Consider the following 26256-nt stretch of genomic DNA (forward strand, 5'->3'; position numbering starts at 1 on the left):
AGTCGTAACTGCTGGGGGTCGGGCGAGGTCACGCTTACCGGGCTTGTGCCCGGTCGCGGGTCTCCCCGCACGACACGATCACCGACAGGCATAACTATGCAGACCTCTGCATGTTTTGTCAAAGATCCGGCCGACGTCCCCGAGCCGCGGAAAGGCGTCCGGCACGTGGAATCACCTCGCCACCGCCGAAGTCGACGCCGACAATGGCCACCATGGGGAAAACATATGAACGCATCGACGGACGGATCAGGACCTTCATCGAAGAGCAGCACATCTTCTTCACGGCGACGGCGCCCCTGGACGGTGAGGGCACGATCAATCTCTCGCCCAAGGGCGTCAGCGGTTCGTTCGCCGTCGTCGACGAGCTGACCGTGGCCTATCTGGACTTCGCGGGCAGCAATGCCGAGACCGTCGCCCACCTCCGCGAGAACAGCCGGATCACGCTGATGTGGTGCGCTTTCCAGGGGCCGCCGAACATCGTGCGGGTGCACGGTCGCGGTGAGCCGGTCTTCCGGGACGACCCGCGGTTCGGCGGGCTGCTCGCCCACTTCCCGGACGTGGACCCCGGCCTCCACGGGCTGCGCGCCATCATCGTGGTGCGGGCCGAGCTGATCCGGGACACCTGCGGATTCGCGGTGCCGTTCATGACGTACGACGAGGACCGGCCGCTGCACGCCAAGCGCTTCGCCCGCGAGGACGACGACTCGCTCAGCGCCTACTTCGAGAAGAAGGAACACATCGCGACGAGCATCGACGGCCTCCCGGGGCTGCCGCTCCCCCTGCCGGCGATGCCCCGGACGGACCGGGACCCGGCGGATCGGTATTAAGCCGTACGGAGCAGATCCACGGGTGGCGCCCGCCCGGAGGGTCTACCGTCCGGGCATGCGCAGATCCCTGGTGACCTTTTCGGTACTGCTCGCGCTGGCGGGTTCGGTCGCGGCCCGGCCCGCCGCCGCGCCGCCGCTCCCGCAGCGGATGGCCGACACGGGCGGCGGCACCCAGCTGATCACGGCCGAGGCCCCGGCCAAGGGTTCCACCACCGGCACCGTCACCTGGTGGAACCTGCGCCGGGGGGTCTGGGTGAGGGGCGGGTCCACGCCCGCCAGGTTCGGTGCGAAGGGCCTGGCCGAGGGGGCCTCGCGCAAGCAGGGCACCAACACCACCCCCACCGGCCTGTACGAGCTGCCGTACGCCTTCGGGATCAAGCCCGCGCCGGCCGGCACCGTCCATCCGTACCGGCGGGTCACCAGCCGCTCGTGGTGGTGCGAGGACAACGCGGCGCGGGACTACAACCGCTGGGTGGAGCCGCGGCCCGCGGACTGCCGGGCGGGCGAGGCCGAGCATCTGAGCGCGTATCCGACGCAGTACGCCCGTGCGCTGGTCATCGGGTTCAACTACACGAAGCCGGTGCGTGGCCGCGGCGCCGGGATCTTCCTCCATGTCAACGGGCGTGGTGCGACGGCCGGTTGTGTCTCCGTACCGGCGGCCGCGATGGACCGGATCCTCGACTGGGTGGATCCGGTCCGCCGTCCGCACATCGCCATCGGGACCCGGTCGGGCCCGACCGCGATCACGCGCTACTGACGGGCCCCGGCGGTACGGGGCCGCTCAGCGCTCGTTCTGGGCCAGCCGCAGCAGATGGTCGGCGAGGGCCTGGCCGCCCGCCGGGTCACGGCTGATCAGCATCAGGGTGTCGTCGCCCGCGATGGTGCCGAGGATGTCGTGCAGTTCGGCCTGGTCGATGGCCGAGGCGAGGAACTGGGCCGCGCCCGGAGGCGTACGCAGCACCACGAGGTTGGCGGACGCCTCCGCGGAGATGAGCAGTTCGGCGGAGAGCCGCCGCATCCGCTCCTCCTTCGCCGACCCGCCCAGCGGTGCCTGCGGGGTACGGAATCCGCCCTCGCTCGGCACCGCGTAGATCAGCTCGCCGCCGGTGTTGCGGATCTTCACCGCGCCCAGCTCGTCCAGGTCGCGGGAGAGCGTCGCCTGGGTGACGCTCAGCCCGTCGTCTGCGAGGAGCTTGGCCAGCTGGCTCTGCGAGCGCACCGGCTGCCGGTTCAGGATGTCCACGATCCGGCGGTGGCGTGCGGTGCGGGTCTGCGGCACGGACGGCCCGCCGTGCTCGGTTTCCTGCGCCTCGGTCATCGTCGTCGCCTCATTCTCCGGATCGTCCGTCCCCGTCTGCCGCGTCGAGAGCGCCGGGCAGTGCCCTGAGCAACGCGTCCACTTCCGCGTCGCCGATGATCAGCGGAGGCATGAGCCGCAGCACATCGGGGGCGGGTGCGTTCACCAGGATTCCGGCGCTCTGAGCCGCCTGTTGCACCTGTGGTGCGAGGGGCTGGTTGAGCACGATACCCAGCAGCAGACCGGAGCCGCGGACGTGGGATACCAGCGGGTGACCGAGGCTCTCCACACCGCTGCGGATCTTCTCGCCGAGACGCTTGACCCGGTCCAGGACGCCGTCGGCGGCCAGGGTGTCCAGGACGGCGAGACCGGCGGCGCAGGCGATCGGGTTGCCGCCGAACGTCGTGCCGTGCTGGCCCGGACGCAGCAGGTCGGCCGCCGGGCCGAAGGCCACGGTCGCACCGATCGGCAGTCCGCCGCCGAGGCCCTTGGCGAGGGTGACGACATCGGGCTCGATGCCCTGGTGGGCCTGGTGCTCGAACCACTGGCCGCAGCGGCCGATGCCGGTCTGCACCTCGTCGAGGACGAGCAGGGTGCCGGTGGCCCGGGTGATCTCCCGGGCGGCCTCCAGATACCCGGCGGGTGGTACGACCACGCCGTTCTCGCCCTGGATGGGCTCGATGATCACCAGTGCGGTGTCGGTGGTGACGGCGGCCCGCAGGGCCTCCGCGTCGCCGTACGGCACGTGTGTGACGTCGCCGGGCAGCGGGAGGAACGGCTCGCGCTTCGCGGGCTGGCCGGTCAGCGCCAGCGCGCCCATGGTCCGGCCGTGGAAGCCGCCGTCGGTGGCGACCATGTGGGTCCGCCCGGTCAGCCGGCCGATCTTGAAGGCGGCCTCGTTGGCCTCGGCGCCCGAGTTGGCGAAGTAGACGCGGCCGGTCCGGCCGAAGAGCTGGAGCAGCCGTTCGGCGAGGACGACGGGCGGTTCGGCGATGAAGAGGTTGGAGACATGGCCGAGGGAGGCGACCTGGGCGGAGACGGCCTCGACGACAGCGGGGTGGGCGTGCCCCAGCGCGTTCACCGCGATCCCGCCGACGAAGTCGAGGTACTCGGTGCCGTCGGCGTCCCACACATGGGCGCCCTCGCCGCGGACCAGGGACAGCTGCGGGGTCCCGTAGTTGTCCATCAGCGCGTGGTTCCAGCGCTGTGCGAGTTCCTGGTTGCTCATGACTCCCCCTGCGCGTCGGGCACGACCATCGTGCCGATTCCTTCGTCGGTGAAGATCTCCAGCAGGATCGAGTGCTGGACCCGGCCGTCGATCACCCTGGCGGTCTCGACGCCGTTGCGCACGGCGTGCAGGCAGCCCTGCATCTTCGGCACCATGCCGCTGGAGAGTTCCGGCAGCAGTTTCTCCAGCTCGGTCGCGGTGAGACGGCTGATCACGTCGTCGCTGTGCGGCCAGTCCTCGTAGAGGCCCTCGACATCGGTGAGGACCATCAGCGTCTCGGCGTCCAGCGCGGCGGCGAGTGCCGCGGCCGCGGTGTCGGCGTTGACGTTGTAGACGTGGTTGTCGTCGGCGGAGCGGGCGATGGAGGAGACGACCGGGATCCGGCCGTCGTCCAGCAGCGCCTGGATCGCCCCGGTGTCGATGGCGGTGATCTCGCCGACCCGGCCGATGTCGACGAGCTCGCCGTCGATGGTCGGCCGGTGCCGGACGGCGGTGATGGTGTGGGCGTCCTCGCCGGTCAGGCCGACGGCGAGGGGCCCGTGCTGGTTGAGCAGGCCGACGAGTTCGCGCTGGACCTGTCCGGCCAGCACCATGCGTACGACGTCCATCGCCTCGGGCGTGGTGACGCGCAGACCCGCCTTGAACTCGCTGACCAGGCCCTGTTTGTCGAGCTGGGCGCTGATCTGCGGGCCGCCGCCGTGCACGACGACGGGCTTGAGGCCGGCCTGGCGCAGGAAGACCACGTCCTGGGCGAAGGCCGCCTTCAGATCGTCGTCGACCATGGCGTTGCCGCCGAATTTGATGACGACGGTCTTGCCGTTGTGCCGGGTCAGCCAGGGCAGCGCCTCGATGAGGATCTGCGCCTTCGGGAGTGCGGTGTGCTTCCGCGCCGGGGTCATGAGCTGTACGCGCTGTTCTCGTGGACGTAGTCCGCGGTGAGGTCGTTGGCCCAGATGACGGCGGACTCGGTGCCGGCGGCGAGGTCGGCGGTGATCTTTACCTCCCGGTAGCGCATGTCGACCAGGTCGCGGTCCTCGCCGACGCCGCCGTTCTTGCAGACCCAGACGTCGTTGATGGCGACGTTCAGCTGGTCGGGCTCGAAGGCGGCCCGGGTCGTGCCGATCGCGGAGAGCACCCGGCCCCAGTTGGGGTCCTCGCCATGGATGGCGCACTTGAGGAGGTTGTTGCGGGCGATCGAGCGGCCCACCTCGACGGCGTCGTCCTCGGTCGCCGCGTTGACGACCTCGATCCGGATGTCCTTGGAGGCGCCCTCGGCGTCGCCGATGAGCTGCCGGGCGAGGTCGGCGCAGACGGTCCGTACGGCCTCGGCGAACTCCGCCTGCTCCGGGGTGATTCCGCTCGCCCCGGAGGCCAGCAGCAGCACGGTGTCGTTGGTCGACATGCAGCCGTCGGAGTCGATCCGGTCGAAGGTGGTGCGGGTGGCGGCGCGCAGCGCGGCGTCGAGTCCGGCGGCGTCGACGTCGGCGTCGGTGGTGAGGACGACCAGCATGGTGGCGAGGCCGGGGGCGAGCATGCCCGCGCCCTTGGCCATGCCGCCGACGGTCCAGCCCTCGCCGCCGGCGACGGCGGTCTTGTGGACGGTGTCGGTGGTCTTGATCGCGATGGCGGCCTTCTCGCCGCCGTGCTCGCTGAGGGCGGCGGCGGCCTGCTCGATGCCGGGCAGCAGCTTGTCCATCGGGAGCAGTGTGCCGATCAGCCCGGTCGAGGCGACCGCGATCTCACCGGCGTTGTGGCCGGTGAGCACCTCGGCGGCCTTCTCGGCGGTGGCATGGGTGTCCTGGAAGCCCTTGGGGCCCGTACAGGCGTTGGCACCACCGGAGTTGAGCACGACGGCGGTGACCTCGCCGCCCTTGAGTACCTGCTCCGACCAGAGGACGGGGGCGGCCTTGACGCGGTTGGAGGTGAAGACGCCCGCGGCGGCGCGACGCGGACCGTGGTTGACCACGAGGGCCAGGTCCGGGTTACCGCTCTCCTTGATTCCCGCGGCGATGCCCGCCGCGGAGAACCCCTGTGCTGCCGTGACGCTCACGGTGCGACTCCGATCGTGGAAAGACCTGTGTCCTCGGGGAGTCCGAGGGCGATGTTCATGCTCTGCAGGGCGCCGCCGGCGGTGCCCTTGGCGAGGTTGTCGATGGCGCTGATCACGATGATCCGGCCCGCGGCCGCGTCGTGGGCGACCTGGATCTGTACGGCGTTGGAACCGTGGACGGACGCGGTGGCGGGCCACTGCCCCTCGGGGAGCAGATCGACGAAGGGTTCGTCGGCGAACGCCTTCTCGTACACCGCACGGAGGGACTCGGCGCTCACACCGGGCCTCGCCTTCGCGCTGCAGGTGGCGAGGATGCCGCGGGGCATCGGCGCCAGCGTCGGCGTGAAGGAGACCGTGACCGGTTCACCGGCCGCCGCGCTGAGGTTCTGGATCATCTCGGGGGTGTGCCGGTGGGCGCCGCCGACGCCGTACGGGGACATGTTGCCCATCACCTCGGAGCCGAGCAGATGCGGCTTGGCCGCCTTGCCCGCCCCGGAGGTGCCGGACGCGGCGACGATCACGGCCTCGGGCTCGGCCAGCCGGGCCGCGTACGCCGGGAAGAGCGCGAGCGAGACAGCGGTCGGATAGCAGCCGGGCACCGCGATACGGTTGGATCCGGCCAGCGCCGAGCGGCCGCCCGGCAGTTCGGGCAGCCCGTAGGGCCAGGTGCCGGCGTGCGGCGAACCGTAGAACTTCTCCCAGTCCGCGGCGTCCTTGAGCCGGAAGTCGGCACCCATGTCGACGACCAGCACCTCGTCGCCGAGCTGCTCGGCGACGGCGGCGGACTGACCGTGCGGGAGTGCGAGGAAGACGACGTCGTGGCCTGCGAGGACCTCGGCGGTGGTCGGCTGGAGCACCCGGTCGGCGAGCGGCCGCAGATGCGGTTGCAGCGCACCGAGCCTCTGGCCCGCGTTGGAGTTGGCTGTGAGCGCCCCGATCTCGACCTGGGGGTGAACCAGCAGGAGGCGGAGCAGCTCCCCGCCGGCGTATCCACTCGCCCCTGCCACTGCTGCGCGTACCACCATCGAAACCTCCTCGTCGATGGCATGACTATACGCAACTATGCACTTTTATGCAAAGCTTTGGCTTCTGCCGGAGTGACCCGCTCGTGACTGAGCGCTTCAGCGAATCGAAGCACGGCAGCTGTCACTGAGGCAGGAGGTCTGTGACCGGTGACCTGTGACCTGTGACGTTCCGTGACAGTGGGCCAGGCCGGTGTGGCTCACGCAGTCACCTGGGACTCATCAGCTTCTTGCTTGCGCAACCCATTTCGATACCCAGGCGTCCGAACCTTTGACGGACGACTGCCGATTACCCGGGAGGGCACGTGGCGAAGAAGGACCGGACAGCGGACGCGGCGGGGGAGAAGGACCGCGAGAAGTGGATGGCTCGTTTCCAGGTACGGCTGGCCATGCAGCCGGGCGTGGACCGGGCAGTGGTGCTCCAGGCGGTCAAGGAGGTCACGACACACTGCGCGGATACGGGCGAGCACCCGCGGACCGCTTTCGGCGACCCGGACGCCTATGCCGTGCAGGCTGCCGCGCGGCTGGTACCGGCGGACCGGGCGGCGCGCGCGAGGCGGCACGGCGCCGCGGTGGACGCACTCGACTCCGTGCTGAAAACGGCCCGGGACGTCACCGGTCTGTGACCGGTTGGAGCGGCGCCCGCCACGGCACGGCACACAGGTTCTGACGCGGCTTCCACCGTCGGGGCTGTTGGGCGTCCATGTGTGCGCGCCGCTGGTGACAGTTGGCGTGGGCAGTCGTCGGTCGGTGGGCGTCGGCCCACCAGGCAGCGCGGGCGGCCGCTAGGGTCGCCAACGTGTTGAGCTCATCGGTGAGTGGGGACCTGGTCGTCGTCGGCGCCGGCATTGTCGGCGCATCGGTGGCCTATCACGCCGCCCGAGCGGGCGCCGCGGTGACGTTGGTCGACGCCGGGCGGCCGGGCGCCGGCGTGACGGCGGACTCGTTCGCCTGGGTCGGGGCGTCCGGCGTGCGCAAAGGTCCGGCCGCCGGGCTGCGGGCCACCGCGACGGCGGAGTACCACCGACTCGGGGCCGAGTTGCCGGGACTCCCGGTGACCTGGTCCGGCTCGCTGAGCTGGACCGGCAAGGACGGTGCGCCGGAGGCCGGACCCGGGCAGACGATCGTGGACGCGGCCACCGTGGCGACGCTCGAACCCCACCTTCGGCAGCCTCCGGAGTGGGCCGTCTGGGCGCCGGGTGACGGCGCTGTCGACTCGGTGGGCGTGACCGAGCGGCTGGTCGCGGGCGCTCGCGCCCATGGGGCCCGGGTACATCTGGACACGCCGGTCACCGCGGTCCGCCGGGATACGGCGGGCCGGATTGCCGGGGTCGAGACGACAGCAGGCCTCCTCTCCGGTGCGACGGTGGTGCTGGCGGCCGGGGTTGCCACGGCCACGCTGGGCGCGTCGCTCGGCGTCCGCGTCCCGGTGGAACCGTCGCCGTGCCCGCTGTTCGGGCTCCGCGCCCCGGCCTGTCTGGTCCGCACCGTGGTCAACACCGAGGACTTCGATCTCCGTCAGGTCGCCGCGGACCGGCTGATCGCCGCCGCGGACTCGCCCGAACGGACCCTTGCCGCCGTCCGGTCCGCTTTCCGTGGTGCCGGGAGCGTCGAGCTGATCAGCACCCGGCTCGGAGCGCGCCCCATGCCGGCCGACGGTGAGCCGATCGTCGGCCCGGTCGCCGAGGTCCCCGGCCTCTACCTGGCAGTGATGCACTCGGCGGTCACGCTCGCCGCGGCCGTGGGCCGCCTGGTCGCACGCGAGTTGGTCGGCGGAACCGTAGAGCCGGCTCTGTCGGGCTGCCGCCCGGATCGCTTCTGATGGCACGGCCCCGCTGCGGCCTGCCCCACTGCCGCTCTCGGAGCAGGACCGCCTGACGTCGAGGTCGATTCGGGCGGGGTATGTGGAGCGGACGCGGATCGTGCCGGCGTGTGCGCAACCAGTCGCGGGAACGTGCTCGGTGGCGGCCGCGGTGGACTCGACGCGGCCGACGGTGGTCAAGTGGCGGGAGCTGTTCCGGGCGCACGGGCCGGCGGGGCCGGCAAGGCCGGCCGAACTGGGGAACTGCGGGCCGGCCGGCGCTTGATCGTGTCCTGCTCTCGCGCACATCCGCCGGCTGAGGCGCTCAGTCCCACCGCTGTAACCGGACGGGGCCGGACCGCTCCGCCCCGAGCACCTCCCGGGTGTGCTCGCCCAGGGCGGGGGCCGGGGTGCGGAAGGTGTCGAGGCGCGCTCCGAAGGTCACCGGGAAGCGGGCCTGTGGGCAGGCGGCGGGGTCCGCGGGGGTGTCGAAGAGCCGCCTGGCCGTGGTGTGGGGGTCGGCCAGGAGTTCGGCGGGGGTGGTGAGGACGGGGGCCCAGGGCGCGCCGAGGCCGTCCAGGCGCTCCTGCCACCAGGCGTGGTCGCGGGCCCGGAAGACTCCGCGCAGCAGGTCGCTCACGGTCTGCCGGGCGGCGGTGCGGACGGCGCGCCGGTCGTAGTCGGGGGTGTCCAGCGCCGGGAAGTCGGCCGCCAGTCCGGTGCGGAAGCGGTACCAGAACTTGTCCTCGAAGGTGGCGAGGGAGAGCCGACGTCCGTCGGCGGTGGTGAAGACGTCGTTGTCGCCCTGGACCAGCCCGGCTTCGAGGGGGTCGGGGAGGTCGCGCAGCGGCAGTGCGAAGAGGGAGCACCAGGCGGTGATGGACTCGCTGAGGGACACGTCGATGTGCTGGCCCCCGGTGTCGGTCCCGGCGCCGAGGGCAGCGGCCAGGGCGAGGGCCGCGTGCATGGCTCCGGCCATGTCGCCGATCCGGACGCCGGGGCGGGTGATCTCGCCGTCGAGCCGTCCGGGGACGGCGAAGAAGCCGGACAGGCCGAGGAAGTTGAGCTCGTGGCCGGGCTTCTGTGCGTACGGCCCGCTCTGCCCGTAGCCGCTGAGCGAGCAGAGCACCAGGCGCGGGTTGGCCTCGTGGAGCGCGGCGAGGCCCAGGCCCATCCCGTCGAGGACGCCGGGGCGGAAGCTCTCCACGACGGCGTCGGCGGTGCGGACCAGGTCCAGGAAGGTGTTCCGGCCGTCCTCGTCGCGCAGGTCGAGGGTGATCGACCGCTTGTTGCGGTTGAGCGCCTCGAACAGCTCGGGGGCGATTCTCAGGGGGTCGCCGGCGCCCGGGGATTCGACCTTGATGACGTCGGCGCCGAGGTCGGCGAGCAGGGACGTGGCGTACGGGCCGGGCAGGAGCCGGGAGAGGTCGAGGATGCGTCGGCCCGTCAGTGAGGACCAGGCGGGGGCTGCGGGGTGGGCGGGGGTTGTCATCGGGTGCACCTGTCCTGCGGGGTGAGGGGGACGTGCGGTGGGCGGGAGGACCTGCGGTGGGAGAGGTGGGGTCAGCCCATGAAGGCGAGGCCGTGCGCGATGCCGTTGCGCTGGATCTCGGAGGTGCCGGTCAGGATGCGGAACATACGGATCTTGCGGAACAGGAACTCGATCTCGTTGCCCTGGGTGAGCCCTTCCTTGCCGTGGATCTGGACGGCCTGGTCGAGGATGCGGAAGGCGGACTCGGCGACGAACAGCTTGCTCATGAACGCCTCGGTGCGTACGTCCTTGCCCTGGTCGAGGGCGGCGAGCGCGGCGTAGGTCATGGAGCGGGCCGCGTACAGCTCGGTGGCCATGTCGGCGACCTTGTGCTGGATGGACTGGAGGGTCAGCAGCGGCTGGCCGCCGGCGACCTTGCGGGTGCGGGTCCGTTCCAGGGTGAGAGCGAGGGCGCGGCGGGTGGCACCGATGACGGTGGGGCAGTGCAGGAGCCGGTTGGTGGTGACGCGGCCGAGCGCGATCCGCAGGCCCTTGCCCTCCTCGCCGAGGAGGTTGCGTGCGGGGACGTGGCAGTCGTCCAGGACGATGTCGCTCTCGATGTGCTCGCCGGACATGGGCGTGGCGCCGTCGGCGACCCGGCAGCCGGGGCTGTCGAGGTCGACGAGGAAGGCGGAGAAGGACGGCTTGTCGCCCTCCTGTTCGCCGGTCCCCGCCATCCTGGCCACGACGATGGCGAAGTCGGCGAAGGGGCCCGCGGAGCTGAAGACCTTGTGGCCGTTCAGGCGGTAGCCGTCGCCGTCGCGGACGGCGGTGGTGCGCATGGACCGGACGTCGGATCCGGCGTCGGTCTCGGTCAGCGAGAAGCAGCAGGCGCGCTCGCCGCGTACCAGGGGCAGCAGGTACGTCTCCTGTTGGTACGCGGTGGCGTGGCCGAGGATGTCGCCGGCCCGGAGCGGGCCGCCCATGTCGCCGAGCACGCTGTGTCCCAGGACGCGTCCGCAGGCGCCGACTTCCTCCTTCAGGGCGGCGAGGGCGGTGTAGGAGAGGTTCCGGCCGCCGTACTGCTCGGGCAGGTGGATGCCGTAGAAGCCCAGTTCACGGCTGCGCCGCCAGACGGGTTCGAGGTCGGCGCGGCCGAGGCGGCTCTCGTGGGTGATGCCGCGCTCGCTTTCGTAGTCGGCGAGTTCGCCGTCGAGGTAGGTGCGGAGCCGGTCGACGAGCTCGGCGACCTGGGGGTCGTCGTGGTCGGGGCGGAGAGAGAAGGTCATGGCGTGGTGGTCCTTGCGGTCGGGGGGTGGGTTCGGTTGACGCGGCGGCCGGAGAGCGGGGTCAGTTGACGCGGCGGTCGGCGCCGGCCCAGAACGGTTCGCGCACGGCCTTGCGGTCGAGCTTTCCGTTGCGGTTGTGGGGCAGTTCGCCGACGAAGTCGACGCTCCGGGGCTTCTTGAGGCGGTCGAGGCGCTCGGCGCAGAACGCGGTGATCTCCTCGGCGCTCGGCTCGTGGCCGGGGCGGGGCACGATGACGGCCTTGACCGCCTCGCCCCATGTCTCGTCGGGCACGCCGATGACGCAGACCTCCTGGACACCGGGGTGTTCGTAGAGGGCCGCCTCGACCTCGGTGGAGTAGATGTTGAACCCACCGGAGATGATCATGTCCTTCTTGCGGTCGACGAGGAACAGATAGCCGTCCTCGCGCATCCAGGCGAGGTCGCCGGTGTGGACCCAGCCGTCGCGGAACGTCTGCGCGGAGAGTTCGGGCTCCTGCCAGTACGCGCGTACGCAGTCCGGGCCGCGGACGATGAGCTCGCCGACCTCGCGGGGCGGCAGCGTCCGGCCGGCCTCGTCGACGATCCGGATCTCGGTGTCGTACATCGCCCGCCCGCAGGACTGGAGGAGTTCGGGGTCGTCCGCGACGGCTCGGGCGATCTCCTGGCTGCTCAGTCCCGCCACCACGCTGGTGGTCTCGCCGAGGCCGTATCCCTGCGCCACGACCGGGCCGAAGAACCGCACGGCGTCCCGCAGGCGCTGCGGCGAGATGGGCGCGCCTCCCACGCGTACGCCGGTCAGGCTGGACAGGTCCCGTCCGGTCGCCCCCGGGTGGGCCAGCACCATGTTGACCATGGCGGGGACGAGGAAGGTCGTGGTGATGCGCTCCCTCTCCACCGTGTCGACGAACGCCTCGGCGCTCCAGACCGGCAGCACATGGGTGGTCGCCCCGGCGAACACATTGGCCAGCAGGGTCATGCCGGTGGCGTGGGTGATGGGGCCGCAGGCGAGGTAGCGGGTGCCCGGTCCTGGCCGGGACTCGTCGCTCATCAGCAGTTTGCGCATGTTGGCGAGGCGGTTGCCGAAGGTCTGGACGGCCGCCTTGAGCGCTCCGGTGGACCCGGAGGTGAAGTTCAGTACGCAGGGGGCGTCCTCCTCCACGTCGATGGCGGCGGGGGCGGGGCCGGCTCCCGCCTCGGCGAGCAGCTCCCGGTAGCCGAGGAGCGCGGTGGCGTCCGGTGCCGGGCCCGCCGTGGGATCCGGCCCGTCTTCGAGGAGTACGGGAAGGCAGTCGGTGCCCGCGGCCTCGATGGCGGCCAGCGCGTCGTCGCGGTGCGCCGCGTCGAACACCAGGGCGCGCACCGGCGCGTATCCCAGGATGTGCCCGATCTCGCCGCGCCCCAGGCGGGCGTTGATGGGCGCGCGCACCAGTCCGGCCTTGTAGAGGGCGAATTCGACCTCTACCAGTTCCCCCCGGTTCCAGGCCAGGGAGGCGACCGCGTCGCCGGGGCGCAGCCCGCGGGCGATCAGGGCCGCGGCGAGCCGGCTGGTCGCGCTGTCCAGCTCCGCGTACGTCCAGGACCGCTCGCCGCAGACCAGAGCGGTCGCGGCGGGCCAGTAGCGGGCGCTGCGGGTGAGGTAGGTGCCGAGGTTCATCGATGAGCTCCAGACTTGCAGACCGACCAATTGAATACAGCAAGAACGTTTACAGACACAATGTTTTGTATCTTGTGGGCTGTCAAGAGCCATCTAGACTGTGCGCGCACCACGACGGATCGAAGGCGAAGGGGGCCGCATGGCCGAGGACAGGCGCACCAGGCGCACCCGCAGGGCACTGGGCAGCGCACTGGTGGAGCTGGTGCTGGAGCGCGGCTTCAGCGCGCTCACCGTCGAGGACATCACCGAGCGGGCCGATGTCGCGCGCGCCACGTTCTACGCGCACTTCAAGGGCAAGGACGACCTGTTCGCACGGGTGGCCACCGACCTGCTGGAGCAGCTCGCGCAGCGCCTGGAGCCGGCGGTCTCCGGCAGTGCCGTCGGGTTCACCGGCAAGCCGCTGCTGGAGATGTTGCGGCACGTCAGCGACGAGCGGGACACCTACCGGGTCGTGCTGCGCGGCGAGGGGGACGGCAAGCCCCTGCAGATGTTCGTGGACTCCTGCGCCGCCGCGACGGCGCAGGAGTTCAAGGCCCGCGCCGAGCGCAACAGCGTCCAGCCGCGCATCGACGCCGACCTCCTGGCCCGCGTCTGGGTGGGCGAGCAGATCGCCGTACTGCGCTGGTGGGCCGAGCAGGACACCCCTCCGATGCCGGCCGAAGAGGTCGTGCGCATGCTCCTGGACCTGGCCCTGCACGGCCGGTACTGGGCCAGCGGCTTCACCGCACCGGATCAGGACTGACCGGTTCCGGCCGGCCCCGGAGCGTGCCGAGTCGCGCGGCGTCCCGGGCCGGGCGGATGCAGCAGACGGCCACCGCACCGCAGGTGATCATGACGACCGCCGCCAGGGCGAAGGACTGCGCGTAGCCCGCGCCCGCCGAGGGCGCCGTGTCCAGCAGACGGCCCGTCAGGGACGGGGCGAGCAGCCCCGGCAGGGTCCCCGTCGCGGCCACGATCCCGAAGAGCGCGCCGCGCCGCGAGGCGGGCACGACCGCCGCGGCCGTCATGTAGTGCAGCGGGAAGGCGATGGAGTGCACCGCGAAGGCGACCGCGATCAGGGCGAGCCGCACCGGCAGCGGGCCGACGAAGGGGAACACCGCCATCGCCACCCCCGCGCACCCCACCGCCAGACCCTGCGGCACACCGCCGGAGAGGCGCAGTGACACACCCCGCCGGGTCAGCCGGTCGACCGCGGGGGACAGCGCCAGCAGCAGTACGAAACTGAGGGCGGACACGGCACTGAGCACCGCCGCCGCCGTTCCCGGGCTCATGGTGAGTTCGTTCTTGAGGTACGACGGCAGCCACGCCTGGCTGAGCGCCATCGCCCACGACGCCCCAAAGGCACTGGTCACGCTCCCGATCACCGTGCCGGAGAGCAGCAGGCGACGGTAGGGGACGCGTACGGGCCCCTCGGTCTCCGCCGGTTCGCGCACGGGCCCGCCGGGCTCCGCCGGGACACGTACGGGCCCGCCGGTCCCCGCCGGAATGCGCACCGGCCCGCCGGCCCTCGCCGGGACGCGCGCGGCGGGCTGGTCGTAGGGACCGTCGCGCCCGACGAACCACCACACCGCACTCCACACCAGGCTCGTCACGGCCAGCGCGGCGAAGGCCGAACGCCATCCGGACTGGGTGATCAGCCATGTCACCACGGGGGCGGCTATCAGGGTGCCCAGTGCGGCACCACTGATCTGGAGGGCGGAGGGCAGACCGCGGCGGCCCACCGGGAACCACTTGTAGAGCGCGTGCATCGACATCGGCGTGGCCGGCCCCTCCGCCGCACCGAGCAGCACCCGGCCGGCGACCAGCGCCGGCACGGCCGTCACGATCAGGACCGGCAGCTGGGCCAGGCCCCACACCAGACACATCACGAACAGCAGGACGCGGCTGGAGACCCGTGCGGAGAAGAAGCCGACGACCAGCCCGGAGAGGCTGAACAGGATCGAGTACGAGCTGGAGATCAGGCCGTAGGCGCTGTGGCTGATGCCCAGCTCGTCCATGATCGGGTCGGCCGCCAGTCCGAGCACCGACTTGTCCGCGAAATTGACGATCATGAACGTGACGATCAACGCGGTGACGAGCCAGGCGCGGCGCCGGTCGAACACCGGCGCCGCGAGGTCGGCGGGCACATCGAGAGCCGGCGGCGATGAGGGCTGCGAAGGCATGGGGAGACTCCTGCGGTTCGGAAGAAGCAGGGGGCGAGTGCTCCGTCACGGGAGATCCGGCATCAGGCGTACGCGGGTGGCGGCGCCACTCCCGTCCGGGCACGCCCTGTCGGGGTGCGACGGAAAATCAATTGAACTAAACGTCCATTAACAGGCTATTGATTCGGCAACGTAACCTGCTGGCCACTTCTGGTCAATGCTTCCAGTGACAAGTCAGGCTCCGCATCACAGCCCGATCGCTGGAGCTGACCATCGAAGGCGACGGCTCTTGACTCCCGCGCCATCAAAACCAGACACTGCGTATGGTAACGACAAGAACGTCACTCAATGTTGAGGAGCGCGCATGACCGACGCACCGCTGGCGGATCTCCACTGGTCCCGCGGCTACACCGACCCGGCATGGGTGCGCCGCTACACCACCGCGGGCCGCGAGCTGCTGCCCAGCCGGCGGGTGTGGCGCGGACCCGGCCCCGCCCGCGCCCTGCCGACGGACAGCGCGGGCATCGACGGGCTCACGATCACCGCGCCGGACGGCCGCACCCTCACCCTCCAGGACCTCTTCGCGGCCGCCCAGACCGATGCCTTCCTGGTGATGCACCGCGGCACCGTCGTCTACGAGCACTACCCGCACGGACTGGGGCCCCACGACCCCCACTTCAACGCCTCGGCCGCCAAGTCGTACCTGGGCCTCCTGGCGGCCACCCTGGCCCACCGGGGCATCCTCGACCGCGCCGCACCGGCCTCCGCCCACCTCCCCGAACTCGCCGGCACCGCCTTCGGGGACAGCACCGTCGACCACCTGCTGCACATGGGCACCCAGGTCTCCTACGCCGGGCGCCCCTTCGACAAGGCCGTCGAGGCCCAGCGCTACTTCGCGGTCGTCGCACCACCCCTGCGCCCCTACGGCTACAGCGGCCCCGCCGGCATCCGCGAGCACCTCACCACCGCCCGCGCGACAGCCGCGCCGGGGACCGAGTTCCGTTACGAGAACGGCCATGTCGAAACGCTCGCCGAAATCCTCCGCCGCATCACCGGCACCACCACCTCGACCCTGCTGAGCGACATGGTCTGGTCCCACCTCGGCGCCGACGAGGACGCCTACTACGTCCTCGACGGCGAGGGCACCGAAGCCGCCTGCGGTGGATTCAGCGCCACCGCCCGCGATGTGGCCCGGCTCGGCGAAATGATCCGCTGCGGCGGCGCCGTCGCGGACCGGCAGGTCATTCCGGAAGCGGTGACCGCCGCCATCCCCGACGCCCCGGAGGGCTACGCCGAGCGCGTCCGGTTCCCCGCCGCACCGCCCAGCACCCCCGCCACCCTCTCGTACCACGACTACTGGTGGATCCTGAACGACCCCGACGGCTCCTTCATGGCCAGCGGCATTCACGGCCAGCGCCTCTTCGTCTCCCCCGGGCTGGAGACCGTCATCGTCCACTACGGGTCCCAGGTGATGTCCCCGGTCGCCCCGATGGCCCCGCTCGTCCCGGCGTTCCTGCAGATCGGCACCCATCTCCGGCGCATGGTCTGACCCCGGACACCACGGGCCGGGCGGCACCGCGCCCGGACGGGGCCCGTCCGGGCGCGGTGCCGCCCCCCGCGCTCACGCAGGTGACGCCTCCCGCCCCACCGCCCCGTCCGCGCCCCAGGCCGCCACCGGTACCGGCTGCTCCGCCCCGGCCTCCGGACGGGCCTTCCACAGCACGACGGTCGACAGGGTGAAGAGCAGCAGGTTGCCGATGCTCAGCTGCGCCCCCTGGAGCGCGGTCCCCGGCGCCAGCATCGCGACGAGGCCACCCACCGGAAGGCAGATCAGCGGGTTCACGAACCATGCCCACCGCGGGAAGGCCGCACCGCCCCGGAGCACGCACACGGCCATCCAGACCGAACCCAGCACCCAACAGACCATCAGCGCCGCGTAGGCGGTGAACAGCACGTTCGCCATGTCGTGCGGCAGGGCGGCGAGAGCGGCGGACCGGTCCCCCGAGGCGTCGATCGCCTTGACCGCCTGCCCCCAGTAGAAGAACGAACCGTGGACGAAGGGAGCGATCGCGAAGCCCGAGATCAGCAGCAGGAACGGCGGCAGGGCGAGCGAGCGCCTCGCCGGCCGGAGCCCTTGGTACAGGTGCCAGCACGCGAGCAGGTAGAGCGGGCCGGTCAGTACGCCGAGCAGCGCTCCCCACGCCAGCCGCGCCGTGGACGCCGGGAGCATCGCCGCCAGCGAGACGCCTGACATGCCGTCGTAGTCACCCAGAACGGGATGCAGGCCGGCCGACGCCACCGGCTTGCCCAACAGCAGGATGTCGCCCGCGAGCCAGGCGATCGACGCCAGAACCCCCGCGATCCCGGCGAGTCCCACTCGCCCGACCGTCTTGTCGTCCGTCACTGTGCCGGCCTCCCCCACCGTGATCATATTTAGGTCAGGCTAACCTAATAAATAGATCACGCCGGTCGCGCTCCGCTCCCGCCGCACGGCATGCGACCGCACTCGGCTCCCGGCGACATCGGGGAAATCGAAGGAGACATGACACTCGCCCCCGAGCCGCCCCGGACCTGCCGGACCCTCCCGAATCCCCGGGACGCCCCGGATCCCTCCAAGGGGATGGATCGACCCGCCCGCCCGTCGGCGCCGAACGAGTCGATGTCAGGATGGTTCCATGACGAGCAAGGTTTACTTCGACATCACCATCAACGACGAGCCCGCAGGGCGGATCACGTTCAAGCTGTTCGACGACGTCGTTCCCAAGACCGCGGAGAACTTCCGCCAGCTGGCGACCGGCGAGAAGGGCTTCGGCTACAAGGGGTCGTCCTTCCACCGGATCATCCCCGAGTTCATGCTCCAGGGCGGCGACTTCACCCGGGGCGACGGCACCGGCGGCCAGAGCATCTACGGCGCCAAGTTCCCGGACGAGAACTTCAAGCTGTCGCACACCAAGCCGGGCCAGCTGTCCATGGCCAACAGCGGCCCGCACTCCAACGGCTCGCAGTTCTTCATCACGACGATCGTGACGTCGTGGCTGGACGGCAAGCACGTGGTCTTCGGCGAGGTCGACGACGAGGACAGCATGAAGCTGGTCAAGAAGATCGAGGCCCTCGGCTCGCAGAGCGGCCGCCCGCAGGCGAAGATCACCATCGCGGACAGCGGCACCGTCTGAGCCGCGCACACCTCCGCTGAACGAGCGCGCCGCCCGGCATTCCCGCCGGGCGGCGCGCTCCGTCGTACCGGCGGCCGGACAGCGCCCGCCGCGCTCGGTACCGTGCCGGGATGGGGAACATCTTCCACGGCGGGGGCCGTGATCTGTCCATGTCCAACGGGGGCACGGCCGTCTTCGTCGATGTACTGATGCTGGCCGTCTCCGATCTCGCCGAAAGCGTCTGGGAGTACCGCTTCGCCACCCTGGTGACCCTGCAGGACCAGAGCGTCATGGGTCGCGGGGTGGTCGGATTCGATCTGGAGGACATCGACTGGGGCCGCTCCCCGCGCGAACGGGCGGCGGCGAAGGACTTCGTCCTGCGGGTGCTCGATCTGGCCCTGCGCAGGCACCGGTGGGACGAGCTGGGCTACGACCCGCCCTTCGCCGAGGGATATCTGCGGCAGTACCGGGAGATGGTCGAGGCGTTCGACCCCGCCGACGCCGGGCGGACGAGCGGCACCCTCCCCTTCCCCGGCCCGGAGGAGGCCGCCATGGCCATGTGCGTACGCCACCGCGTGCTGTACGCGCCGGCGTACTGGGAGCCGTGCGTGTTCTGCAACGCGTCGCCCTGCTGACGCCTTCCGCGACGCACCACCCTTCGCCCCCGCGCCGCATCGCCCCACCACCATCCCCACTGTCAACCAACGGTTGACACCCTGGGACTGTCAACCTACGGTTGACACATGGAGAATCCCGTACGCCCAACCCATCCCGTGCGCCTCGACGACCTGATCGAGGCCATCAAGAAAGTCCACACCGACGCCCTCGACCAGCTCTCCGACGCGGTGATCGCCGCGGACCACCTCGGTGACATCGCCGACCATCTGATCGGCCACTTCGTGGACCAGGCCCGGCGCTCGGGCGCCTCCTGGACCGAGATCGGCACGAGCATGGGGGTGACCAGGCAGGCAGCCCAGAAGCGGTTCGTGGCCAAGGACCCCGGCGAGGTGTCGGACCTCGACCCCAGCCAGGGGTTCAGCCGCTTCACCCCGCGGGCCAGGAACGTCGTGATGGCCGCGCAGAACGAGGCCCGCGCGGCACACAACGACGAGGTGGGCACCACACACCTGGTACTCGGACTGCTCAGCGAGCCGGAAGGGCTGGCCGCGGCGTTCGTCAAGGCCCAGGGCATCACGCTGGAGGACGTCCGCCGGGCCGCGACCGAGGCACTGCCCCCGGCCGTGACCGGCGAGCTTCCGGAGATCGTCCCGTACGACGCCGGGGCCCGCAAGGCGCTTGAACTGACGTTCCGGGAGGCCCTTCGGATGGGCCACAACTACATCGGGACCGAGCACATCCTTCTCGCGCTGCTGGAGCAGGAGGACGGCGCGGGGGTGCTGACAGGTCTCGGCATCGACAAGGCCACCGCCGAGTCGGGCATCGCCGAAGCCCTCGCCCTGATCACCGCCCCGCCGGAGAAGGACTGAGCGGGGCGGCACCCGCCGGAGGCACGGCAGGGGCCGACGCCGGTCGTCGTACGTCGGCGTCGGCCCCTGCCGTGGTCAATTCCGGCCAGGAAGCGTCCGCCCCGGCGCCGGGGCGGACGGGATCCGGTCGACGGGGGCCCGGCCGCGCGGAGCGGTCGGCCCCCGGCCCTGGACAGGCCGCCGACCAGGGCATCCCGCACCCGGGCGGCCGCCGGGAGCCCTCCCGCCGGGGACGTCGGACGGTCAGCGGACCCCCGCTTCGAGCCGGAGGCTCCATCGGCCCGGCGCGCCGGTGAGCGTGACCGTGGAGAGCGGTCCGACCTCCACGTTCCAGTACGTCGACGGCGGGGCCTTGAGCGCGTAGACGAGCGCGGCCCGGACGACCGCCGGTTCGGCGACGGCGACGATGGCTCCGTCGCACACGGGGCGGGTGTCCAGCCAGCCCCCTATCCGCGAGATGAAGGCGAGCAGCGGCTCACCGCCGTGCGGGGCGGCGCGCGGGTCCGCGAGCCAGGCGTCGACCGCCGCTGGTTCACAGGCCGTGACGTCGGCGAGGGTGCAGCCGCGCCAACGGCCCATGTCGCAGTCGCGCAGGGCCGGCTGGACGAGCGGGTGGAAGCCGAGTACGTCGCCGGTCGCGCGGCTGCGCGGGGTCGGTGAGCAGTAGCGCAGCTCGGCCGCGCCCAGCGGCATGAGGGCGGGCGCGGCGAGCCGGACCTCGTACAGACCGGTGTGGTCGAGCGGCCGGTCGTCGTCGAAGCGCTCGGCGAGCAGGGCGGAGCTGCGTGCCGCGGCGACCAACGAGACGCGAGAAGTCATGGCGGTGATCGTGGATCCGAACACTCTGCCGGTCAAGGGGGCCGTCGTGAGTCCTTCCGGCCCGGCCCGGTCGGGGTCGTGTCCGGTGACGCGCGTCCTCGATTGGCCTGAATCAGCCCTTCCCGCGGGCCTCGTGGGCATCGCCGGTCAGGGCCGGAGGCCGCCCCCGGCACCGGTCAGGACGTCGTCGCAGGCGGTCCGCAGCCGGCGGATCCCCTCGGCGATCTCGGCCGCCCCGGCGGCCGCGGAGTAGCTCAGCCGGATGTGCGGGGCCGGGGGTTCCGCGCAGAAGTACGGGCGGCCGGGTGCGATGGCGACACCGGCGCGCAGGGCCGCCGAGACCACCGCGGACTCGTCCGTACCGGCCTCCGCCTCGGGCAGGCGCAGCCAGAGACTGCCGCCACCGGCGGGTACGTGCGGGAGCGTGAGGGCGGGCAGCTCCAGGCCCAGGGCCGCCGTCATGGCGGTGCGGCGGTTCTTCAGCGCGGTCGCCACGGAACGCAGATGGTGGCCCCAGGCCGGGGATCCGACCAGTTCGAGCGCGGCCTCCTGGAGCGGCCGCGGGACGAAGAAGCTGTCGACGACCTGGATGGCGCGCAGCCGGCCCAGCACCGGCCCGCGGGCCGCGAGCGCCCCCACCCGCAGGCTCGGCGAGGCGATCTTGGTGAGAGAGCGGACATGGACGACCACCCCGTCCGGGTCGTCGGCGGCCAGGGCCGCGGGCAGCGGCCCCGCGTCGTCGTGGACCAGCCGGCACGCGAAGTCGTCCTCGACGACGAAGGCGCCCGCCGCGCGGGCGATCCGGATCACCTCGGCACGCCGTCCGGGGGCCAGGACCGCGCCGGTCGGGTTCTGGAAGAGCGGCTGGCAGACGAAGACGCGGGCGCCGGTGGCCCGGAACGCCGCGTCGAGCAGCTCCGGCCGTACGCCGTCGGCGTCGACGGGGACCGGCACGGGCCGCAGTCCGGCGGCACGGGCGACCGCCAGCATGCCGGGGTAGGTCGGCGACTCGACCAGCAGCGGGGCGCCGGGCGGGGCGAGCGCGCGCAGCGCCGTGGCCAGGGCACTCTGGCCGCCCGCGGTGATCAGGACATCGGCGGCGGTGAGCGCGGGCCCGATCTCGCGGGCGAACCAGGACCGCAGTTCGGTCAGGCCGTCGGTGGGTGGCCGGCCCCAGGCGCCGGGGCGGCGGCCGGCCCGTGCGAGGGCGGCGGCGAGCGCCCGCTCCGGCTGGAGGGAGGGGTGGAGGTAGCCGCCGTTCAGCTCGATGACCCCGGGCGGCGGCGCGGCGAGCGTGACCAGGACCCCCGAGGCGTCGACGGTGCGCGGCACCACTTCGGGACCGCCGTCGCCGCTGAGGGAGACCTCCTGCCAGGAGGTGTCGCCCGACGGGGGGACATCGGGGCGGGGCTGCGCCCGGAAGGCACCGGAGCCGGGCCTGGTGACCACGAGGCCCTCGGCGACGAGCTGGGCGATGGCCCGGGAGACGGTCACGGGGCTGACCCGGAAGCGCTCCACGAGCGCCCGACTGGACGGCAGCTTTCCACCGGGTGAGTAGCGGTTCAGCTCGCTCCGGAGAGATCCTGCGAGGTCGGCAACGCTGCTACGCTCATGCATGAGAGCCAAGAATAGCGCTACTACCAACAGCACGATAGCGGTTGATTCATCGGCCGACGCCGGGACCGGTAGCGGCACCGACACGGCGGTCACCGACGGGACAGCCCCCGCCACCGGCCCCGGCGCGAACCGCGGCGGCCTCGCGCTCGCCGGGTTCGGCGTCCTCGCCTTCTCGCTGACCTTTCCCTCCACGGCCTGGGGGCTGGAGAGCTTCGGCCCCTGGTCGCTGGTGGCGCTGCGCACCCTGCTCGCCGCCCTGATCGCGGGCGGTGCGCTGCTACTGGGACGCGTCGCGCTGCCGGAACGTCGGCACCGGGCCGGGCTCGTCGTCGTCGCCGCGGGTGTGGTGATCGGCTTCCCGCTGCTGACCACGCTGGCGCTGCGGACCTCGACAACCTCGCACGCGGCCGTGGTCGTGGGGCTGCTGCCGCTGACCACCGCGGTGTTCTCCTCGTTGCGGACGGGAGCGCGCCCGCCCCGCGCCTTCTGGGTCGCGGCGCTGGCCGGCGCGGCCGTGGTGATCGCGTTCACCGTGCAGCAGAGCGGGGGCGAGCTGTCCGGCGGCGATGCGTATCTGTTCGGTGCGCTGCTGGTGTGTGCGGCGGGGTACACGGAGGGGGGCAGGCTGGCCCGCGTCATGCCGGGCTGGCAGGTGGTCGGCTGGGCCCTCGTACTCTGTCTGCCCCTGGCGGTGGTGGGTGCGGCGGTCGCGTTGCCGGCCGAGCCTGTGCGGCTGACCGCGCACGGGGTGATCGGCCTGGTCTGGGTGGCGACCGTTTCGACCTTCCTCGGGCTGTACGTCTGGTACCGCGGGATGGCGGAGATCGGGGTGCCGCGGGCCAGTCAGCTCCAGCTCGGGCAGCCGCTGCTGACCCTGGTGTGGTCGTTCCTCCTGATCGGCGAGGAGGTCCCGGCGGCGGCGCCGATGGCGGCCCTCGCGGTGCTCGTCTGCATCGCGGCCACCCAGCGGACGGGACGCGCGCGGTGAGGCCCCGGCCCGCTCCACCGGGCGAAGTCGCCGTTCGGTCATAGACTTGTCGACATGGACCGCCACCCGTGAGGAGGTCAGTCCCGATGGAGGCACACACGGGCGACCGGCTGGTGACACACGGCAGGACCGTGGGCCGGCACGACAAGGTCGCAGAGATCGTCGAAGTGCTCGGTGACGGGGGCGCTCCCCCGTACCGCGTCCGCTCCGACGACGGACACGAACACCTGATTGCGCCCGGTCCCGACAGCGTCGTACAGCACACCGGCATCCGGAAGCAGACCCCGACTCCGTAGCGGCCTCCGGCGGACGGCAGCGTCCTTCGCCCCGGGCCGCGGGCGGGCCGCCCGGTTCCCGGCAGCCCGCCCCCGACACCCATCCGCGCCCACTCCGCCTCTCGCGTCGGCGGAGCGGGCGCGCCGTCCTGTCAGCGGGGCGGGCGGACCCGGCTGCGGTAGTGGTCGCGCACCACCCGGTCCATGGCCCCGACCCGGTCCGTGACCACGTCCCGCCCGGCGAAGTACACGTGCCCGCGCACCTGGTCGTACGCGGCGGCGAAGTCGATGTGGCGGGAGAGTTCGGCCGGGTCCTGCCAGGCGGCGGGCTGGGCGGGGTCACCGGCCTTGTAGAGCGCCTCCCCCACGAACAGGTCGACGCCCGTGCCGCGCACGACCTCGCTCCACCAGGGCACCAGCTTGGCGTAGTCGGCGGCGGCGAAGCCGATGTTCCAGTAGATCTGCGGGCAGATGTAGTCGATCCAGCCCTTCCTGATCCAGCCGCGGGTGTCGGCGTACAGATCGTCGTAGGTCTGCACCCCCGCCTTGGTCTCGGAGCCGAGCGGGTCGGTCGCGGCGTTGCGCCACACCCCGAACGGGCTGATCCCGAACTGGACGTTCTTCTTGATCTTCTTGATGCGCTCGGCGGTCTCGCGCACCAGCTTGTCGGTGTTGTCGCGCCGCCAGGCGGCCTTGTCCGGGAAACCCGCGCCGTACTTGGCGTACGTGGCGTCGTCGTCGAAGACCTGCCCGGCCACCGGGTAGGGGTAGAAGTAGTCGTCCCAGTGCACGGCGTCGATGTCGTAGCGGCGGACCGCGTCGAGCATCGCGTCCTGGACGAAGCGGCGGACCTCGGGAATCCCGGGGTTGTAGTAGAGCTTCCCGCCGTACGGCAGGACCCAGTCGGGGTGCAGCCGGGCCGGGTGGGTGGCGGCCAGCCGGGACGGGTCGGTGTGGTTGGCGACCCGGTACGGATTGAACCAGGCGTGCAGCTCCAGGCCGCGGCGGTGCGCCTCGCCGACCGCGGTGCCCAGCGGATCCCAGCCGGGGTCCTTGCCCTGGACGCCGGTGAGGTACTGGGACCACGGCTCGTAGGGCGAGGGCCAGAACGCGTCGGCGGTCGGCCGGACCTGGAGGACGACGGTGTTCAGCCGCCGGGCCACGGCCTCGTCGAGGTACGCGATCAGCTCGGCCCGCTGCACGGCCGGCGACAGGCCGGGAGCCGAGGGCCAGTCGAGATTGCCGACCGTGGCGACCCACATGCCGCGCAGCTCGCGCCGCTCGACGTGATGACCACCCGGGCGCGCCGGTACGCCGGTCCGGCGGGGCGTCACCGCGGCCGCCTCACCGGCCGCGGTGACGGTGGTCACCACCCCCGCGACCACCCCGGCCGCACCCGCCACAAAGCTTCTTCGGGCCAATTGCCGCATTTCGCTGCACCTGCCGTCTCTCTGTCCGCGTCCGTCACCCTGGTATCCGGGCATAACGCAGAGCATGCCCGCCCCGGCCCACGATGACCCGTAGGTCGCGGGTAACGTCGGGGGGTCGGGGCGGGCACCGGAATCGGACGGGAACCTGCGACACGCAGAACAGCGAAAGGCACGAGGTGACGGACTCTATGGCCGACATTGCACGCGTCGGAGTGGTGGGCTGTGGCCAGATGGGCGCGGGTATCGCGGAGGTGTGCGCCCGCAGCGGTCTCGAGGTCCTGGTGGCCGAGACCACCGGCGAGGCGTTGGAGATCGGCCGGACCCGGCTGCACAACTCCCTCTCCAAGGCCGCCGAGCGCGGCAAGATCACTCCCGAGGAGCGCGACGGAACACTCGCCCGGCTGAGCTTCACCACGGATCTGGGCGAGTTCGCCGACCGCGATCTGGTCATCGAGGCCGTCGTGGAGAACGAGCAGGTCAAGACCGAGATCTTCCAGGTGCTCGACCAGGTGGTGACCCGGCAGGACGCGATCCTCGCCTCCAACACCTCCTCCATCCCGCTGGTGAAGCTGGCCGTGGCGACCTCCCGCCCGGACCGGGTCATCGGCATCCACTTCTTCAACCCGGCCCCGGTGCAGAAGCTCGTCGAGCTGATCCCCGCGCTGACGACGTCCGACGAGACGGTCAAGCGCGCCGAGGCGCTGGTGCAGGACGTGCTGGGCAAGCACCCGATCCGCGCCCAGGACCGCTCCGGCTTCGTCGTCAACGCGCTCCTGATTCCGTATCTGCTCTCCGCGATCCGGATGTTCGAGTCCGGGATCGCCAGCCGTGAGGACATCGACAACGGCATGGAGCTCGGCTGCGCCCATCCCATGGGCCCGCTCAAGCTCGCCGACCTGATCGGTCTCGACACGGTGGCCTCGGTCGCCGACTCGATGTACGCGGAGTTCAAGGAGCCGCTGTACGCCGCTCCCCCGCTGCTCCAGCGCATGGTGGACGCGGGCAGGCTCGGCCGGAAGACCGGCTCGGGCTTCTACCCGTACTCCTGATCCCTCCCTCGTGCCCGTACGGGGCCGGTCCGGGCGATCCCCGGGCCGGCCCCGTACGCGGTTCCCGGTGTCTCACCCCAGCCGTAAGTGACGGAGCATCATCAGCCCGGCGGCCATGCCGGCGGCCGGGACCTCGCCCCGGGCGATCATCCCGGGCACCCGATCGAGCGGTATCCACTCGCGGCGCGAGGACTCGAAGCCGTCACTGGGCGCACCGGTCCAGGCGGCCTCCTCGGACCAGAAGAGATGGTGCCGGGCGTCGGTGAGTCCGTTCGACGGCTCCACGGTCAGCAGCGGGTGCAGCGGCCCGGGGCGCCAGCCGGTCTCCTCCTCCATCTCCCGGGCGGCGGCGGCCGCGAGGGACTCCCCGTCCTCGACGACTCCCGCGGCCAGCTCCCAGCCCCAGCTGTCCGTGATGAACCGGTGCCGCCAGAGGAGGAGGACCTCGTCGGCCTCGTTGACGGCGGTGGCCGCCGCGACGGGGCGCAGCCGGATGAGGTAGTGGTCGAGATGGCGCCCGTCGGGGATGACCACATCCGCGAGATTGACCCGGAACCAACGGTTCTCATACACAGTTTGTTCGTTCAGATTCGCCCATTGCACGTTTCTGCCACCTTCCGACACGTAGGTGGCAACATCGCAGCAGGAGCGGGATCGGA

The 26256-nt window shown here is 71.7% G+C and carries 26 protein-coding genes; 12 read left to right on the forward strand and 14 right to left on the reverse strand.

Annotated features, from left to right (window positions below; translation table 11 throughout):
* Nucleotides 1-212: 212 nt before the first annotated feature.
* Nucleotides 213-827 (forward strand): pyridoxamine 5'-phosphate oxidase family protein, encoded by a 615-nt coding sequence (locus GA0115234_RS13200; RefSeq protein ID WP_093541608.1) that lies wholly within the window; start codon nt 213-215, stop codon nt 825-827.
* A 55-nt stretch (nt 828-882) separates the two neighbouring features.
* The gene (locus GA0115234_RS13205; RefSeq protein ID WP_093541610.1) at nt 883-1584 is read left to right on the forward strand and encodes a L,D-transpeptidase family protein; all 702 of its coding nucleotides are present in this window, start codon (nt 883-885) and stop codon (nt 1582-1584) included.
* A 24-nt stretch (nt 1585-1608) separates the two neighbouring features.
* On the opposite strand, the gene GA0115234_RS13210 is transcribed toward GA0115234_RS13205, so the two are convergent.
* The 5 genes from GA0115234_RS13210 to argC are packed head-to-tail and all read right to left on the reverse strand — an operon-like array spanning nt 1609 to nt 6427.
* Nucleotides 1609-2145, reverse strand: a complete 537-nt coding sequence (locus GA0115234_RS13210) for an arginine repressor (protein WP_093541137.1) — start codon at nt 2143-2145, stop codon at nt 1609-1611.
* Nucleotides 2146-2155: 10 nt separating this feature from the next.
* Nucleotides 2156-3352: an acetylornithine transaminase gene (locus tag GA0115234_RS13215; protein WP_093541139.1), complete on the reverse strand. Its 1197-nt coding sequence runs from the start codon at nt 3350-3352 to the stop codon at nt 2156-2158.
* Nucleotides 3349-4251, reverse strand: coding sequence for an acetylglutamate kinase (gene argB / locus GA0115234_RS13220; RefSeq protein ID WP_093541141.1), 903 nt, complete (start codon nt 4249-4251; stop codon nt 3349-3351). The genes GA0115234_RS13215 and argB overlap by 4 nt, the downstream gene beginning before the upstream one ends.
* Nucleotides 4248-5402 carry a bifunctional glutamate N-acetyltransferase/amino-acid acetyltransferase ArgJ gene (gene argJ, locus GA0115234_RS13225; RefSeq protein WP_093541143.1) on the reverse strand — a complete coding sequence of 385 codons (1155 nt, stop codon included), beginning with the start codon at nt 5400-5402 and terminating at the stop codon, nt 4248-4250. The genes argB and argJ overlap by 4 nt, the downstream gene beginning before the upstream one ends.
* Complete coding sequence (gene argC, locus GA0115234_RS13230) at nt 5399-6427, reverse strand: N-acetyl-gamma-glutamyl-phosphate reductase (RefSeq protein WP_093541145.1); 1029 nt, start codon at nt 6425-6427, stop codon at nt 5399-5401. Before argC ends, argJ begins: the two co-directional genes overlap by 4 nt.
* A gap of 302 nt (nt 6428-6729) precedes the next feature.
* On the opposite strand from argC, the gene GA0115234_RS13235 reads away from it, so the two are divergent.
* Both GA0115234_RS13235 and GA0115234_RS13240 read left to right on the forward strand, forming a co-directional pair.
* Nucleotides 6730-7050: a hypothetical protein gene (locus GA0115234_RS13235; RefSeq protein WP_093541147.1), complete on the forward strand. Its 321-nt coding sequence runs from the start codon at nt 6730-6732 to the stop codon at nt 7048-7050.
* 173 nt (nt 7051-7223) lie between these two features.
* The gene (locus GA0115234_RS13240; RefSeq protein ID WP_202553647.1) at nt 7224-8246 is read left to right on the forward strand and encodes an NAD(P)/FAD-dependent oxidoreductase; all 1023 of its coding nucleotides are present in this window, start codon (nt 7224-7226) and stop codon (nt 8244-8246) included.
* Between the two features lie 304 nt (nt 8247-8550).
* On the opposite strand, the gene GA0115234_RS13245 is transcribed toward GA0115234_RS13240, so the two are convergent.
* From GA0115234_RS13245 to GA0115234_RS13255, 3 genes are all read right to left on the reverse strand, one after another.
* Nucleotides 8551-9717 carry a CaiB/BaiF CoA transferase family protein gene (locus GA0115234_RS13245; RefSeq protein ID WP_093541151.1) on the reverse strand — a complete coding sequence of 389 codons (1167 nt, stop codon included), beginning with the start codon at nt 9715-9717 and terminating at the stop codon, nt 8551-8553.
* A 71-nt stretch (nt 9718-9788) separates the two neighbouring features.
* Entirely contained in the window at nt 9789-10985 is a 1197-nt protein-coding gene (locus GA0115234_RS13250; protein ID WP_093541153.1) for an acyl-CoA dehydrogenase family protein, read from the reverse strand.
* Nucleotides 10986-11046: 61 nt separating this feature from the next.
* Nucleotides 11047-12639: a class I adenylate-forming enzyme family protein gene (locus tag GA0115234_RS13255; protein WP_093541155.1), complete on the reverse strand. Its 1593-nt coding sequence runs from the start codon at nt 12637-12639 to the stop codon at nt 11047-11049.
* 139 nt (nt 12640-12778) lie between these two features.
* On the opposite strand from GA0115234_RS13255, the gene GA0115234_RS13260 reads away from it, so the two are divergent.
* Nucleotides 12779-13381 (forward strand): TetR/AcrR family transcriptional regulator, encoded by a 603-nt coding sequence (locus GA0115234_RS13260; RefSeq protein WP_093541157.1) that lies wholly within the window; start codon nt 12779-12781, stop codon nt 13379-13381.
* Here the strand turns inward: GA0115234_RS13260 and GA0115234_RS13265 are convergent.
* On the reverse strand, nt 13359-14801 hold the full coding sequence (locus tag GA0115234_RS13265) for an MFS transporter (RefSeq protein WP_093541159.1): 1443 nt from the start codon (nt 14799-14801) through the stop codon (nt 13359-13361). The genes GA0115234_RS13260 and GA0115234_RS13265 overlap by 23 nt on opposite strands.
* Before the next feature lie 343 nt (nt 14802-15144).
* On the opposite strand from GA0115234_RS13265, the gene GA0115234_RS13270 reads away from it, so the two are divergent.
* Nucleotides 15145-16329 (forward strand): serine hydrolase domain-containing protein, encoded by a 1185-nt coding sequence (locus tag GA0115234_RS13270; RefSeq protein ID WP_093541161.1) that lies wholly within the window; start codon nt 15145-15147, stop codon nt 16327-16329.
* 72 nt (nt 16330-16401) lie between these two features.
* Here GA0115234_RS13270 and GA0115234_RS13275 read toward each other — a convergent pair whose 3' ends face one another.
* On the reverse strand, nt 16402-17184 hold the full coding sequence (locus GA0115234_RS13275; RefSeq protein ID WP_141718425.1) for a DUF6796 family protein: 783 nt from the start codon (nt 17182-17184) through the stop codon (nt 16402-16404).
* Between the two features lie 271 nt (nt 17185-17455).
* Here GA0115234_RS13275 and GA0115234_RS13280 point away from each other — a divergent pair, with 271 nt between their 5' ends.
* The 3 genes from GA0115234_RS13280 to GA0115234_RS13290 all read left to right on the forward strand — a co-directional run bounded on the left by GA0115234_RS13280 (nt 17456) and on the right by GA0115234_RS13290 (nt 19419).
* The gene (locus GA0115234_RS13280) at nt 17456-17953 is read left to right on the forward strand and encodes a peptidylprolyl isomerase (protein WP_093541165.1); all 498 of its coding nucleotides are present in this window, start codon (nt 17456-17458) and stop codon (nt 17951-17953) included.
* A 110-nt stretch (nt 17954-18063) separates the two neighbouring features.
* Nucleotides 18064-18567 (forward strand): hypothetical protein, encoded by a 504-nt coding sequence (locus GA0115234_RS13285; RefSeq protein WP_093541167.1) that lies wholly within the window; start codon nt 18064-18066, stop codon nt 18565-18567.
* A 108-nt stretch (nt 18568-18675) separates the two neighbouring features.
* Complete coding sequence (locus tag GA0115234_RS13290) at nt 18676-19419, forward strand: Clp protease N-terminal domain-containing protein (RefSeq protein ID WP_093541169.1); 744 nt, start codon at nt 18676-18678, stop codon at nt 19417-19419.
* Between the two features lie 243 nt (nt 19420-19662).
* On the opposite strand, the gene GA0115234_RS13295 is transcribed toward GA0115234_RS13290, so the two are convergent.
* Together GA0115234_RS13295 and GA0115234_RS13300 are read right to left on the reverse strand one after the other, a co-directional pair.
* Nucleotides 19663-20238 (reverse strand): histidine phosphatase family protein, encoded by a 576-nt coding sequence (locus GA0115234_RS13295; protein WP_093541612.1) that lies wholly within the window; start codon nt 20236-20238, stop codon nt 19663-19665.
* A 147-nt stretch (nt 20239-20385) separates the two neighbouring features.
* Nucleotides 20386-21855: an aminotransferase-like domain-containing protein gene (locus GA0115234_RS13300; RefSeq protein WP_093541171.1), complete on the reverse strand. Its 1470-nt coding sequence runs from the start codon at nt 21853-21855 to the stop codon at nt 20386-20388.
* Here GA0115234_RS13300 and GA0115234_RS13305 point away from each other — a divergent pair.
* Nucleotides 21854-22843, forward strand: coding sequence for a DMT family transporter (locus tag GA0115234_RS13305; RefSeq protein WP_093541173.1), 990 nt, complete (start codon nt 21854-21856; stop codon nt 22841-22843). The two genes, GA0115234_RS13300 and GA0115234_RS13305, sit on opposite strands and share 2 nt — an antisense overlap.
* Before the next feature lie 86 nt (nt 22844-22929).
* On the forward strand, nt 22930-23139 hold the full coding sequence (locus GA0115234_RS13310; RefSeq protein WP_093541175.1) for a DUF1918 domain-containing protein: 210 nt from the start codon (nt 22930-22932) through the stop codon (nt 23137-23139).
* 131 nt (nt 23140-23270) lie between these two features.
* Here GA0115234_RS13310 and GA0115234_RS13315 read toward each other — a convergent pair whose 3' ends face one another.
* Complete coding sequence (locus GA0115234_RS13315; protein ID WP_093541176.1) at nt 23271-24521, reverse strand: glycoside hydrolase family 10 protein; 1251 nt, start codon at nt 24519-24521, stop codon at nt 23271-23273.
* 215 nt (nt 24522-24736) lie between these two features.
* Here GA0115234_RS13315 and GA0115234_RS13320 point away from each other — a divergent pair, with 215 nt between their 5' ends.
* Nucleotides 24737-25597: a 3-hydroxybutyryl-CoA dehydrogenase gene (locus tag GA0115234_RS13320; protein WP_093541178.1), complete on the forward strand. Its 861-nt coding sequence runs from the start codon at nt 24737-24739 to the stop codon at nt 25595-25597.
* Nucleotides 25598-25669: 72 nt separating this feature from the next.
* Here the strand turns inward: GA0115234_RS13320 and GA0115234_RS13325 are convergent, their stop codons facing one another.
* Nucleotides 25670-26200 (reverse strand): NUDIX domain-containing protein, encoded by a 531-nt coding sequence (locus tag GA0115234_RS13325; RefSeq protein ID WP_093541180.1) that lies wholly within the window; start codon nt 26198-26200, stop codon nt 25670-25672.
* Nucleotides 26201-26256: the final 56 nt, after the last annotated feature.

The organism is Streptomyces sp. DvalAA-43, from assembly GCF_900091725.1.
Classification (GTDB): domain Bacteria; phylum Actinomycetota; class Actinomycetes; order Streptomycetales; family Streptomycetaceae; genus Streptomyces; species Streptomyces pulveraceus.

What these genes read in the sequence shown, in the direction of transcription:
- GA0115234_RS13295 (WP_093541612.1), bottom strand. Translation starts at nt 20,238, where the DNA reads ATGACTTCTCGCGTCTCGTTGGTCGCCGCGGCACGCAGCTCCGCCCTG.
- GA0115234_RS13205 (WP_093541610.1), top strand. Translation starts at nt 883, where the DNA reads ATGCGCAGATCCCTGGTGACCTTTTCGGTACTGCTCGCGCTGGCGGGT.
- GA0115234_RS13260 (WP_093541157.1), top strand. Translation starts at nt 12,779, where the DNA reads ATGGCCGAGGACAGGCGCACCAGGCGCACCCGCAGGGCACTGGGCAGC.
- GA0115234_RS13280 (WP_093541165.1), top strand. Translation starts at nt 17,456, where the DNA reads ATGACGAGCAAGGTTTACTTCGACATCACCATCAACGACGAGCCCGCA.
- GA0115234_RS13210 (WP_093541137.1), bottom strand. Translation starts at nt 2,145, where the DNA reads ATGACCGAGGCGCAGGAAACCGAGCACGGCGGGCCGTCCGTGCCGCAG.
- GA0115234_RS13245 (WP_093541151.1), bottom strand. Translation starts at nt 9,717, where the DNA reads ATGACAACCCCCGCCCACCCCGCAGCCCCCGCCTGGTCCTCACTGACG.
- GA0115234_RS13250 (WP_093541153.1), bottom strand. Translation starts at nt 10,985, where the DNA reads ATGACCTTCTCTCTCCGCCCCGACCACGACGACCCCCAGGTCGCCGAG.
- GA0115234_RS13300 (WP_093541171.1), bottom strand. Translation starts at nt 21,855, where the DNA reads ATGCATGAGCGTAGCAGCGTTGCCGACCTCGCAGGATCTCTCCGGAGC.
- GA0115234_RS13305 (WP_093541173.1), top strand. Translation starts at nt 21,854, where the DNA reads ATGAGAGCCAAGAATAGCGCTACTACCAACAGCACGATAGCGGTTGAT.
- GA0115234_RS13265 (WP_093541159.1), bottom strand. Translation starts at nt 14,801, where the DNA reads ATGCCTTCGCAGCCCTCATCGCCGCCGGCTCTCGATGTGCCCGCCGAC.
- GA0115234_RS13270 (WP_093541161.1), top strand. Translation starts at nt 15,145, where the DNA reads ATGACCGACGCACCGCTGGCGGATCTCCACTGGTCCCGCGGCTACACC.
- GA0115234_RS13200 (WP_093541608.1), top strand. Translation starts at nt 213, where the DNA reads ATGGGGAAAACATATGAACGCATCGACGGACGGATCAGGACCTTCATC.
- GA0115234_RS13285 (WP_093541167.1), top strand. Translation starts at nt 18,064, where the DNA reads ATGGGGAACATCTTCCACGGCGGGGGCCGTGATCTGTCCATGTCCAAC.
- GA0115234_RS13215 (WP_093541139.1), bottom strand. Translation starts at nt 3,352, where the DNA reads ATGAGCAACCAGGAACTCGCACAGCGCTGGAACCACGCGCTGATGGAC.
- GA0115234_RS13320 (WP_093541178.1), top strand. Translation starts at nt 24,737, where the DNA reads ATGGCCGACATTGCACGCGTCGGAGTGGTGGGCTGTGGCCAGATGGGC.
- GA0115234_RS13255 (WP_093541155.1), bottom strand. Translation starts at nt 12,639, where the DNA reads ATGAACCTCGGCACCTACCTCACCCGCAGCGCCCGCTACTGGCCCGCC.
- argC (WP_093541145.1), bottom strand. Translation starts at nt 6,427, where the DNA reads ATGGTGGTACGCGCAGCAGTGGCAGGGGCGAGTGGATACGCCGGCGGG.
- argB (WP_093541141.1), bottom strand. Translation starts at nt 4,251, where the DNA reads ATGACCCCGGCGCGGAAGCACACCGCACTCCCGAAGGCGCAGATCCTC.
- GA0115234_RS13310 (WP_093541175.1), top strand. Translation starts at nt 22,930, where the DNA reads ATGGAGGCACACACGGGCGACCGGCTGGTGACACACGGCAGGACCGTG.
- GA0115234_RS13290 (WP_093541169.1), top strand. Translation starts at nt 18,676, where the DNA reads ATGGAGAATCCCGTACGCCCAACCCATCCCGTGCGCCTCGACGACCTG.